Below are 12,630 nucleotides of genomic sequence, written 5' to 3'. Positions count from 1 at the left end.
AGGAAGCCCCGCCGAACGCTGAGCGTGGGCGGGGCTAAATGTCGTGGACCTGACACATTATCGGCAAATTTCAGATAATTCTTAAGTGTCCGTCTGTGTCAGATTGGCAGAATGACAAAAATTATGCTGCCAAAGGAACAAGAAAGTCCTTGCTGATGCGATTTCCCAACTCAAAGATGCGTTCCAGAAACACCGTCAGGTAATCATGCAGGCCCGCATCCAGGACTTCCTCAATGCGGCTGAATTTGAGGTCCGCATGCAATTTGCCGGCAAAGCGCTCGGTGTCGGCGGAAACATCGTTGTGCACGTGCTTCAGATTGCTCAGCACCTGGTCCATGCAGGCCGCCAGCGAACGCGGCATGTCGGCGCGCAGGATCAGCAATTCGGCCACGCGTTCCGGCGTGATGACGTCGCGATAGACCTTGCGGTAAATCTCGAAGCCGGATACCGAGCGCAGGATCGCCGCCCAGTAATAGAAGTCGATCTGACTGTCCTGACCCTTGTTGTCTTTGCTCAGCAGGCTCTGACTCAATTGTTGCGATTGCTGCTGGCTCTGTTTGCCGGCCGTCTCCTTGGCGCCGTGGAACTTGACGTCGATGATGCGGGCGGTGTTGTCGGCGCGTTCCAGGAAAGTGCCGAGGCGGATGAAGTGGAATGCCTCGTCCTTGAGCATCGTGCCGATCGTCACGCCGCGCGACAGGTGCGAACGGTGCTTGACCCATTCGAAAAATTCGCTCGGGTTTTGCTCCAGCGCATCGGTTTGCAGATAGCCCTGCATCTTGATCCAGGTGGCGTTCTGGATTTCCCATGCTTCGGTGGTCAGGGCGCCACGCACGGCGCGCGCATTTTCACGCGCCTGCTTGAGGCAGGAGGCGATCGACGACGGATTGCCGGGATCGCGCACCATGAAGTCGATGACGTCTTTTTGCGTGAGTGCATCGTACTTCTGGTTGTAGCCGTACAGCAGCTCGGAAATCCCGAGCACGGCGCGCCAGCCTTGTTCGGCGTCGTCGACCGATTGCGGCAGCAGAGCGGTTTGTACGTGCACGTCCAGCATGCGTGCGGTGTTTTCGGCGCGTTCGGTGTAGCGCGCCATCCAGAACAGGTGGTCAGCGGTGCGGCTCAGCATGTTTTATTTCTCCAGAATCCAGGTGTCCTTGGTGCCGCCGCCTTGCGACGAATTCACCACCAGCGAGCCTTCCTTGAGGGCCACGCGCGTCAGGCCGCCCTTGACCATCGAGACGGTTTTTCCTGACAACACGAAGGGACGCAGGTCAAGATGGCGCGGCGCGATACCCGATTCGACGTAGGTCGGGCACACCGACAAAGCCAAGGTCGGCTGGGCGATGTAACCGTCCGGCTTGGCGATCACGCGCTGGCGGAAATCTTCGATTTCCTGCTTGGTCGACGCGGGGCCGACCAGCATGCCGTAGCCGCCGGCGCCGTGGACTTCCTTGACGACCAGTTTTTCCAGGTTGGCCAGCGTGTAGGAAAGATCTTCCTTCTTGCGGCACTGGTAGGTCGGAACGTTGTTGAGGATGGGCTCTTCGGACAGGTAAAACTTGATCATGTCCGGCACGTAAGGATAAATCGATTTGTCGTCGGCCACGCCGGTGCCGATGGCATTGGTCAGCGTGACCTTGCCGGCACGATAGGCCGACAGCAGGCCCGGCACGCCCAATGACGAATCGGCGCGGAAAGCCAGCGGATCGAGGTAATCGTCGTCGATGCGGCGATAGATCACGTCGACGCGTTTCGGGCCGCGCGTGGTGCGCATGTAGACGGTGTTGTCCTTGACGAACAAGTCCTGCCCCTCGACCAGTTCGACGCCCATTTGCTGCGCCAGGAAAGCGTGTTCGAAATACGCCGAGTTGTACATGCCCGGCGTCATCACCACGACGGTCGGATCGACCACGCCGACCGGCGCGACCGAACGCAGATTGTCGAGCAGCATGTCGGGGTAGTGATCGACCGGCGCGATCTTGTGGCGCGTGAACAGTTCGGGGAAAAGCCGCATCATCATCTTGCGATTTTCCAGCATGTACGACACGCCCGACGGCACGCGCAAATTGTCTTCCAGCACGTAGAACTCGCCTTCGCCGGCGCGCACGATATCGACGCCGGCGATGTGCGCGTAAATGTCGGAGGCGACGTCTACATCCTGCATCTCACGACGATACTGGGCGTTCTGGAAAATCTGCTCGGCGGGAATGACGCCCGCCTTGATGATTTTTTGCCCGTGGTAAATATCGTGGATGAACATGTTCAGCGCTTTGACGCGCTGCACCAGACCGGCTTCCAGTTTAGTCCATTCCGCGGCATGGATGATGCGCGGAATGATGTCGAAGGGAATCAGCCTTTCCGTACCTGCATCGTTGCCGTAGACCGCGAAGGTGATGCCCACGCGACGGAAGATCAGGTCCGATTCTGCTCGTTTGCGAACAATGGTTTCAGCGGATTGTGCGGAGAGCCAGGCAGCAAATTCATCATAATGCTGGCGTACGGAAACGGCTCCATCGGAATACATCTCATCGAAAAAATTTGCCATAAATTTGCTTCGTTTTCTGGTGCTGATGCTGGGGGATTTTGGGGCTTCTGATCAAGCGAATATTATTTGTAGAGTTGTATTGGCCGGCATCCTCATCGCTGGTGAACGTAGACTAAGACTATCACGCCATTTCTGTTTTTGGACAGCGAAAATTGCGTGAAGTCCCGGGCGCAATCCGCGCCAGCGATGGGCGCCACGACAGGGAATAGATAATTGAAAATGCGATTCTCCTTTCAAAAAAAGAACTCGTTCATGCCCACGGCGTCGGCGCGGGAACGGCGCACGGCGCAGGCATGTCGATGGTGGTGAAATCGGCGGGGCTGACGATTTCCAGATATTCCATGTCGGGCGAATAGTCGAACAGGAAGTGCACGATGCCCGGTCGCTGGTGCACGCAGTCGCCGGTCTTCACCAGCGTCACCTGGTCCTCGTACATGAAGCGCGCCCAGCCTTTGAGCATGATGACGATATGAAAGTTGGCTTCATGCCGGTGCCAGCCGGTGCCGGTCTCCGGCGCCATGTTGGCCTTGACCAGTTGCGCGATCACCTGGCCGCCGGTGGCCGCGGCAATGCCCAGGTCGCGGTACAGGAAGAAGTCGCGCAGGCCGCCGGATTCATATGGCGTATCGCCCTCGCTGACATGGGAAAACACATTCAGGGCTGTCGGATTTGTCTCGGCTATCGTAGTCATCACACTGATCCTTTCTGCGGCGTCCCGCATTTGACGCGATGGAGAATGACGTTGCTTGTGTCTCCTCTTGTTCTCCCGGCGAGGCTATTGCTATTAGAACTCCACATCCAGTTCATCGATATCTTCCGGCTCTTTCTGCGCGGCGGCAATCCATTCCTTCATTTCCGGCATGGCCATGATGCGTTTGCTGTACGCGGCGCAGATCGGTTCGAGCGCGACGTCGTAAGTGATGAAGCGCGTGATCACCGGTGCATACATGGCGTCGGCCATGGTGCGCTCACCGAACAGGTAGGGGCCGCCGTAAGTCGCAAGGCATTCTTTCCAGATCGTCGTGATGCGCTGGATGTCGGCTTGCGCGCGCGACCACACTTTGAAATTGGGGAAGTGCGCCTTGAGGTTCATCGGCAGCGCCGAGCGCAGCGCGCTGAAGCCGGAATGCATCTCGCCGCAGATCGCGCGGCAGTGCGCGCGCGCGGCCTGGTCGGCCGGCAGCAGCTTGGCGGCGGGGCGGATTTCGTTGAGATATTCGGCAATGGCGAGCGTGTCCCAGACGAAGATGTTGCCATGTTTCAGGCTGGGCACAAGAATGGAGGAAGACAGCAACAGTATTTCGGCGCGTGCATCGGGATCATCGGGCGAGACGATGTCTTCCTGAAACGGCAGTCCGGCAAATTTGGCGAGCAGCCAGCCGCGCATGGACCACGAAGAATAATTCTTGCTGGTGATGCGCAAAGTCGTTTTAGGCATGTCAGTCCTTTATCTGTGTAGGTGCTTCTGACTTTGGCGCGTCGATGCGTTGACGCGCAGTTTGCATGGACGCGTCGATGTTTCCTGGTGTTGCATTTCCGGTACTTGCAAAGGGCGTGCCAGCGGCTCGCATCGGAAAGCGTGCCGGCCGTATCGTATGGAAGGCATCGAAGGTCAATGGCATGCATATTGCATCGAGTGAAGGACTGGTGAGAACAGAGGGAATGGGTTCTATGACAAATATTTACCAGGCATATCAGCAATACGCCGATGCCACCGATCCGCTGCGGGCATCGGCACGCGCAGCAGCACCGTTTCTGGGGCATAGCTGGCCGGGCTTCCCGTCCAGTCTGACGCTGCGCAAAATGTCTGCTGCATACGAAGTATTTTCCCGCACGCAACTTACGCACGAGCGTCCGCCGTTCGATATCGACAGCGTGCTGGATGGTGGCTGCACCGTTGCGGTGCGGGAACAGGTGGTCGACCAGACGCCGTTCTGCAGCCTGTTGCGTTTCCGCAAGGAAACTGCCGCGGAGCAACCCGCCGTGTTATTGGTCGCGCCGATGTCGGGGCACTTCGCCACCTTGCTGCGCGGCACCGTCAAAACCTTGCTGCGCGATCACGACGTCTACATCACCGACTGGCACAACGCCCGGGACATCTCGCTCGAGCACGGCCGCTTCGGCCTCGACGAATACGTCGCCCATCTGATCCGTTTCCTGCAGGCCATCGGTCCCGGCGCGCACATCGTCGCGGTCTGCCAACCCACGGTGGCGGCCATTACCGCCGTTGCCGTCATGGCGGAAGACAACGACGCCGCGCAGCCGCGCAGCATGACGCTCATGGCCGGTCCGATCGACACGCGCGTCAATCCGACCACCGTGAACGAACTGGCCAAGAGCAAGCCCATCGAATGGTTCGAACAGAATCTGGTGAGCACCGTGCCGGCGCGCCATCCCGGCGGCGGCCGCAAGGTGTATCCCGGCTTCATGCAGCTGGCGGCGTTCATGAACATGAACCTGAATCGCCATGTCGACGCATTCCGCAATCTGTACAACTATCTCATCGAGGGAGAGCACGAAAAAGCCGAGGCCATCAAAGTTTTTTACGAAGAATACTTCGCCATGTCGGACTTGCCGGCGGAGTTTTATCTGGAAACGGTGCGCATCGTGTTCCAGGAACACGCGCTGCCGCTCGGCCTGTTGCAATACAAAGGCCGGCCGGTCAATCTCAAGGCCATCCGGCGCACCGCATTATTCACGGTAGAAGGTGAAAAAGACGACATCTGCGCCGTCGGCCAGACCGTCGCTGCACAAGATCTGTGCAGCAGCATTCGCCCCTACATGCGTTTGCACCATGTGCAAACAGCGGTCGGCCATTATGGCGTGTTCAACGGGCGCCGCTGGGAAAATGAAATCTATCCACGCATGAGGGATTTCATTAATATGCACCAGAGGTGATCGTTTCCTCGCGCAACCCGATCAAAGCAGTCCGTCAGCTCAACTTGTTTGTTGTAAAGGATCTTCATGTCAATTCATGTGGCGCTGAACCATGTCACGTCTTACCGTTACGACCGTGCTATCAACCTCGGACCCCAGATCGTCCGCCTGCGACCGGCTCCGCATTGCCGTACCCGCATCCTGAGCTATTCCCTGCGCATCCTGCCGGAACCGCATTTCATCAACTGGCAGCAGGATCCGCAAGCCAACTACATGGCGCGCCTGGTCTTTCCGGAAAAGACCGAAGAATTCCGCATCGAAGTCGACCTCGTGGCCGAAATGTCGGTCATCAACCCGTTCGACTTCTTCCTTGAACCGTATGCCGAGCAGATTCCCTTCGACTACGCCAAGGAACTGCAAAACGAATTGTCGCCGTATCGCAAGACGCTACCGCTGACACCGTTGTTCCAACAGTTTCTCGACGGCATTTCGCGCGAGAAGATGGGCAGCGCCGATTTCCTGGTCGCGCTCAACCAGAAACTGGCCGACGCGGTCAATTACACCATCCGCATGGAGCCCGGCGTGCAGACGCCGGAAGAGACGCTCAAGATCGGTTCCGGCTCGTGCCGCGACTCGTCCTGGCTGCTGGTGCAGCTGCTGCGCCATCTCGGTCTTGCCGCGCGCTTTGTGTCCGGTTACCTGATCCAGCTCACCGCCGATCAGAAGTCGCTGGACGGCCCGTCGGGACCGGAAGCCGATTTCACCGACTTGCACGCCTGGTGCGAAGTCTATCTGCCGGGCGCCGGTTGGGTCGGCCTCGATCCGACCTCCGGCCTGTTCGCCGGCGAAGGCCATATCCCCTTGTCGTGCACGCCTGAACCCTCATCGGCGGCGCCGGTCAGCGGCATGGTCGATCCTTGCGAAGTGGAGTTCGAACATGCGATGAGCGTGTCGCGTTTCTGGGAAGCGCCGCGCGTCACCAAGCCTTACACCGAAGCGCAATGGAGCGAAATCGAGGAGCTCGGCCACGCCATCGACGACGATCTCGATGCGCTCGACGTGCGCCTGACCATGGGCGGCGAGCCGACCTTCGTCTCGCTCGATTATCCCGACGAGCCGGAGTGGAACACCGCGGCCCTCGGCGACACCAAGAAACCGCTGGCCGCCGATCTCTACCATCGCATGCGCGAGAAATACGCCATCAAGGGCTTGCCGCATTTCGGCCAGGGCAAGTGGTATCCCGGCGAGCAACTGCCGCGCTGGGCGCTCAACTGCTACTGGCGCCGCGACGGCCAGCCGATCTGGCACAACCGCGACCTGATCGGCGATGAAACCAAGCCCAACGTGACGGACGACGGCATCACCGAGCGTTTCCTCAAAGGCGTCGCCGCGCGCCTGTCGCTCGACGGCAAGCACGTGTTCTCGGCGTATGAGGACGTGTTCTACTACATGTGGCGCGAGCGCCGTCTGCCCGGTAATGTCGATCCCTTCGATTCCAAACTGGAAGACAAGCAGGAGCGTGCCCGACTGCTGCGCGTCTTCTCGCAAGGTCTCGACAAGATCGCCGGCCATGTCTTGCCGGTGGCGCGCCGCCCCGATGAGAGCGGCTGGCAGACCGGCGACTGGTTCCTGCGCAGCGAGCGCTGCTACCTGTATCCGGGAGATTCGCCGCTGGGCTATCGCTTGCCGCTGGATTCTCAGCCCTGGGTCACAACGACCGACTATCCGTATGTGTACCCGGAAGATCCGTCGCAACAATTCCAGACGCTGCCGCAAGCTTCTGAAATCCGCCTGCAATATACCAAGCGTCCTTCGCTGACCGGCGCCACTTCGGTGGCCTTCCTGCAGGACTACTACGCCACGCAGCGCGGCGCTGCGACGACCGGCAAGGGTGATGGCGTGCGTACAGGCGCAACCGGCGGCATCCCCGGCGCCTTCGAATCGGCCGACTGGATCACGCGCACCGCCCTGTGTGCAGAAGTGCGCAACGGCGTGCTGTATCTGTTCATGCCGCCGCTGGCCAAGATGGAAAGCTATCTTGAACTGGTCGCCGCCATCGAAGCGACCGCGGAAGAGCTCAAGCAGCCGGTATTGATGGAGGGCTACGAGCCGCCGCACGATCCGCGCGTGCGCAAGTTCAGCGTCACGCCGGATCCGGGCGTGATCGAAGTCAACATCCAGCCGGCCTCCAACTGGACCGAGCTGGTCGATCAGACCACGCATCTCTACGAAGCCGGCCGCGAGTCGCGCCTGACCACCGAAAAGTTCATGCTCGACGGCCATCATTCCGGCACCGGCGGCGGCAACCACATGGTGATGGGCGGCGTCACCACCGGCGATTCGCCGTTCCTGCGCCGTCCGGATTTGCTGCGCAGCCTGATCAGCTACTGGCATAACCACCCGTCGCTGTCCTACCTGTTCTCGGGCATGTTCATCGGGCCGACCTCGCAGGCGCCGCGCATCGACGAAGCGCGCAACGATTCCACGGTGGAAATCGAACTGGCCTTTGCCGAGATGGAAAACCAGATCGCCAAGGGCGGCTGTCCGCCATGGCTGGTCGATCGCCTGCTGCGCAATCTGCTGATCGACGTGACGGGCAACACGCATCGCGCCGAATTTTGCATCGACAAGCTGTATTCGCCCGACAGCGCCACCGGCCGTCTCGGCCTGCTGGAACTGCGCGCCTTTGAAATGCCGCCGCACGCGCGCATGAGCCTGACGCAGCAACTGTTGCTGCGCGCGCTGGTGGCGCGCTTCTGGAAGACGCCGTACAAGCCGCAACGCCTGGTGCGCTGGGGCACGGAGCTGCACGATCGCTTCCTGTTGCCGCATTTCATCTGGCAGGATTTCAGCGACATCATGGACGACATGCAGGAAGCCGGTTATCCGATGCAGGCAGAGTGGTTCGCGCCGCATTTCGAATTCCGCTTCCCCAAGATCGGCGACTTTGCGGTCAAGGGCATGGAGCTGGAATTGCGTACGGCGCTGGAACCATGGCACGTCCTGGGTGAAGAGGGCAGCTCGTCCGGCACCGCGCGTTATGTCGATTCCTCGCTGGAACGCTTGCAGGTCAAGGTCAGCGGCATGGCGAAGGACCGCTATGTGCTTACCTGCAACGGTGTTGCCGTGCCGTTGCAGCCGACCGGCATCGTCGGCGAGTTCGTTACCGGCGTGCGTTACCGCGCCTGGCAGCCGCCGTCGGCCCTGCATCCGACCATCGGCATCGATTCGCCGCTGACCTTCGATCTGGTGGATACCTGGAACGGCCGCAGCCTGGGCGGTTGCCAGTACCACGTGGTGCATCCGGGCGGGCGCAGTTACGAAACTTTCCCGGTCAATGCATTCGAAGCGGAAAGCCGCCGCCTGGCGCGTTATTTCCGTCTCAATCACACGCCAGGAAAGATGGAAGTTACCGCTTCAAGACCGTCAATCGAGTTCCCATTTACGTTAGACTTGAGACATTTCTAACGCACCCTGTTTAGCCGCCGCCGTCCGTCATGCTTCATCGCATGACGGCGGCGGTTGCGCCACTGAATTCTATGTATCAGCGCCTCCTGCAAAGTTACACCGCCGACGCCGATCGTTATGACGAGATGCTGGCTGCCGACGGCGGTTTGCGGCCGCACTGGCGTACGTTGATCGATCAGCTGGAAAATCTTTCGCCCGAGATGATGCGTCGCCGCGCCGATGAAGTGCGCGATGCGATTGCCTCCGACGGCATGACTTACAACGTCTATGCCGATCCGCAAGGCGTCAATCGTCCATGGGAACTGGACCTGCTGCCGCAGATCGTTGCCGCCGACGAATGGCAGAAACTGTCGGGCGCCGTCACGCAGCGTGCGCGCCTGCTCAACGCCGTACTCGCTGATCTCTACGGCGAACAGCAATTGTTGTCCGAGGGATTGTTGCCGCCGGCGCTGGTGTTCGGCCAGCATGGCTACCTGTGGCCGTGCCGCGACGTGCGTCCGCCGGGCGGCGTGCACCTGCATCTGTATGCGATCGACCTGGCGCGTTCGGCGGACGGCAACTGGTGGGTCATCGCCGATCGCACGCAGGGTCCATCCGGTTCCGGCTATGCCTTGCAGAACCGCCAGATCATGCTGCGCGCCTTGCCCGAGGCCTTGCGCGACATGCACGTGCAGCCCTTGCTCAATTATTTTCACGCATTGCATGAATGCCTCACGCGTCTGGCGCCGACAGGCGGCGAACCGCCGCTGGTGGTGTTGCTGACGCCGGGACCGTACAACGAAACTTACTCCGAACACGCCTTCCTGGCGCATACGCTGGGCTTCCCGCTGGTCGAAGGCGTCGACCTCACCGTGCGCGGCGACATGGTCTACCTGAAGACGCTGACCGGCCTGCGCCGCGTGCACGCGATCATGCGCCGTCTCGACGACGACTACTGCGACCCGCTTGAGCTGCGTTCCGAATCCGCGCTGGGCATTCCCGGCCTGACGCAGGCGGCGCGTTCCGGCAACGTGCTGATCGCCAATGCGCTCGGCAGCGGCGTGCTGGAGTCGACGGCTTTGCATGGCTTCCTGCCGGCGATTTGCCAGCGCCTGCTGGGCGAAGAATTGGCTTTGCCGGCGGTCGCCTCCTGGTGGTGCGGCGAAAAGCCTGCATTGGAATACACGCTCGCCCATCTGGAAGAACTGGTGATCATGCCGGCTTTTCCATCGATGCGCATGCAGCCGGTGTTTGGCCACACATTGAATGCGCAGGCGCGCCGCCATCTGGTGGAAAGTCTGCAACTGCAGCCGCATGCCTATGTCGCACAGGAATGGGTGCGCCTGTCGCAGGCGCCGGTGCTGTCGCGCAGCGGCGAATATCGCCTCATGAACCGCACCATCAGCCTGCGCGTGTTCGCCGTGGCCGACGGCGAGGGCGGTTACCACGTCATGCCGGGCGGACTCACGCGCGTGGCGCCGCGCCAGCGCCGCGACGTCGTGTCGATGCAGCAGGGCGGCACCAGCAAGGATGTCTGGGTGCTGGGCGAACGTAACGAAGATAGCGATCCATCCGGTACGGTCGCCGCCACCGCGGAGACCAGCGTCGCCGTCGGACCGGGCGCCATGACGGATCCGGTGTCGCGTACTTCCGATCTGATCCGCACCACCGTGGACGTGTCGTCGCATGCCGGCGAAAACCTGTTCTGGATGGGGCGCTACGCCGAACGCACCGACAATCTTGCGCGCCTGTTGCGCACCACGTTGCAATGCACGACCGAAACGCAGAGCGAGAACCGCGCGATCCTGCGCAGCGTCAGCGAGGTGTGCTTCCGTCTCGGCATCCTGATGCCGAAATCGGAGCAGGCGCATCCGACCATCACCGCCTTGCAGCAGAGCCTGCAAGCTGCGATATCCGATCCGAGCGCCAACGTCAGCATCGCCACGCACCTGCGTCACCTGCATCATTCCGGCTACCAGGTGCGCGAGCATCTGTCGCTCGACAACTGGCACGCGCTCAACCGCATGCCGCCGATGGTGCAGGACAAGATCAATTCGCCCACCGTCATGCTGCACGTCCTCAACAATGTCATCCAGGCCTGTTCCGGTCTGGCCGGCCATGCGCTGGACGACATGACGCGCGATGAAGGCTGGCAGTTCCTGATGATCGGCCGTCACATCGAGCGCATGGTGCATCTGGCGACCTTGTTCGACCAGTTCATGCAACTCGAACCGGCGCGCCAGAATGCGGCGCTGACCTGGCTGCTTGAGTCGTCGAGCAGCATCGTGACGTATCGCGTGCGCTATCGCCGCACGCCGGAGTGGCTGCAGGTCTTGCATCTGCTGGTGTTCGACGTGAGCAATCCGCACAGCATCGCCTATCAGTTCCGCATGCTGCAGCATTACCTGAGCGACATCGCGCAACAGCTCGGCATCCTGAGCATGAATATTCCGGCGCATCTGAGCGAGCAGCTGAACAGTTTCGCCTTGCCTGATTTTTCGCGCGACTCGGCGGCTTCCACGGCGGCCAATGCACGGCTCATGCAGCTCATGCGCGAAGCGACCGCCGCCGGTTTTTCGCTGACCGACGATCTGGCGCGGCATTTCTTCACGCCGCTGACCGCCCCCGTGATCCAGGGAGTCTGAGCATGACGATGAACCAGGCGACCTATCACATCATTCACGAAACGAACTATCGGTACGCGGTCCCGGTGCGCCTGTCGCACCAGGTGTTGCGGCTGACGCCGCGTTCCTTGCCATGGCAGACGTGCACGTCCCATTTCATCAATATCCTGCCCGGGCCGACCAGCCTGATCAACTTGTACACGGACAGCTTCGGCAATGCGCTGCAGGCCTTCTCTCTCGATCAGGACCACAGCAGCCTCGAGGTGTATGCGGAGTCGTGGGTGGAAATCTCGCCGCGTTTGTTGCCCGCATCCACGCTGTCGTGGGAACAGGCCGCCGAGATACTGTCGTATCGTGCCGGTCACAGTCTGCCGCCCGATATGCTGGAAGCGTCGCGCTTCATGTTCGAATCGTCGCATGTCCGGATCAAGCGTGAATTCGCGCGCTATGCCGCCGAATGTTTCACGCCCGGCTTGTCACTGTTGTCCGGCATCGATTTGCTGATGAAACGCATTTTCAACGAATTCACCTTCGATCCCGAGGCGACCACGGTGTCGACGCCGGTCACAGAGGTGTTCGTCAACCGTCGCGGCGTGTGCCAGGACTTTGCTCATTTCATGCTGTCCTGCCTGCGGTCGCTGGGTTTGGCGGCGCGTTATGTCAGCGGCTATCTGTTGACGCAGCCGCCGCCGGGGCAGCCGCGCCTGATCGGCGCGGACGCCTCGCATGCCTGGGTGTCGGTGTACTGCCCGGGTGTCGACGGCCAGCCGGGCATCTGGATCGATGCCGATCCCACCAACGGTATTTTTCCCGATATCAGCCACATCACGCTCGGCTGGGGGCGCGACTTCCTCGATATATCGCCGTTACGCGGCGTGTTGATCGGCGGCGGCCAGCAGACGATGGATGTCGCCGTGACGGTGATGCCGTCGGAAGAGGTGCCGGGACTGCCGTTTGCGCGCTAAGTTTGCGTGTCGATTCAAACTTCGCCAAAACGATAAAAACAATCCGGAGCTGCGCTCCCTGCGTTGCTTGCCGCGCTCTGCCGCAGCGCGCATTTTTCTTCATGCCCGACAGCAATGCAATCGGTCCGTCCGGTTCTCCGGCGCAAGGGCTTATTGAAACTCGATCGTA

Annotated in this window: 8 protein-coding genes; 4 read left to right on the top strand and 4 right to left on the bottom strand. The window is 60.7% G+C overall.

Annotation, left to right across the window (positions count from 1 at the left end; genetic code table 11):
* Positions 1 to 121 precede the first annotated feature (121 nt).
* The 4 genes from PMI16_RS15170 to PMI16_RS15155 all read right to left on the bottom strand — a co-directional run bounded on the left by PMI16_RS15170 (position 122) and on the right by PMI16_RS15155 (position 3,986).
* Positions 122 to 1,129: an alpha-E domain-containing protein gene (locus PMI16_RS15170; protein ID WP_007881005.1), complete on the bottom strand. Its 1,008-nt coding sequence runs from the start codon at positions 1,127 to 1,129 to the stop codon at positions 122 to 124.
* Between the two features lie 3 nt (positions 1,130 to 1,132).
* Positions 1,133 to 2,548 carry a circularly permuted type 2 ATP-grasp protein gene (locus PMI16_RS15165; protein ID WP_007880999.1) on the bottom strand — a complete coding sequence of 472 codons (1,416 nt, stop codon included), beginning with the start codon at positions 2,546 to 2,548 and terminating at the stop codon, positions 1,133 to 1,135.
* 250 nt (positions 2,549 to 2,798) lie between these two features.
* Positions 2,799 to 3,239, bottom strand: coding sequence for a cupin domain-containing protein (locus PMI16_RS15160; RefSeq protein WP_007880998.1), 441 nt, complete (start codon positions 3,237 to 3,239; stop codon positions 2,799 to 2,801).
* A gap of 93 nt (positions 3,240 to 3,332) precedes the next feature.
* Entirely contained in the window at positions 3,333 to 3,986 is a 654-nt protein-coding gene (locus tag PMI16_RS15155; protein WP_007880997.1) for a glutathione S-transferase family protein, read from the bottom strand.
* A gap of 233 nt (positions 3,987 to 4,219) precedes the next feature.
* Here PMI16_RS15155 and PMI16_RS15150 point away from each other — a divergent pair, with 233 nt between their 5' ends.
* From PMI16_RS15150 to PMI16_RS15135, 4 genes are all read left to right on the top strand, one after another.
* Positions 4,220 to 5,446 carry a polyhydroxyalkanoate depolymerase gene (locus PMI16_RS15150; RefSeq protein ID WP_007880994.1) on the top strand — a complete coding sequence of 409 codons (1,227 nt, stop codon included), beginning with the start codon at positions 4,220 to 4,222 and terminating at the stop codon, positions 5,444 to 5,446.
* 66 nt (positions 5,447 to 5,512) lie between these two features.
* On the top strand, positions 5,513 to 8,893 hold the full coding sequence (locus PMI16_RS15145; RefSeq protein WP_007880993.1) for a transglutaminase family protein: 3,381 nt from the start codon (positions 5,513 to 5,515) through the stop codon (positions 8,891 to 8,893).
* A 71-nt stretch (positions 8,894 to 8,964) separates the two neighbouring features.
* Positions 8,965 to 11,517, top strand: a complete 2,553-nt coding sequence (locus PMI16_RS15140; RefSeq protein WP_034380767.1) for a circularly permuted type 2 ATP-grasp protein — start codon at positions 8,965 to 8,967, stop codon at positions 11,515 to 11,517.
* Between the two features lie 2 nt (positions 11,518 to 11,519).
* On the top strand, positions 11,520 to 12,461 hold the full coding sequence (locus tag PMI16_RS15135) for a transglutaminase family protein (protein ID WP_007880983.1): 942 nt from the start codon (positions 11,520 to 11,522) through the stop codon (positions 12,459 to 12,461).
* Positions 12,462 to 12,630: the final 169 nt, after the last annotated feature.

Origin of the sequence: Herbaspirillum sp. CF444 (genome assembly GCF_000282135.1) — a bacterium.
Lineage (GTDB): Bacteria > Pseudomonadota > Gammaproteobacteria > Burkholderiales > Burkholderiaceae_D > Herbaspirillum.
Note: the sequence above shows the minus strand (reverse complement) of the source record. Positions and strands in the feature narration are given on the sequence as shown.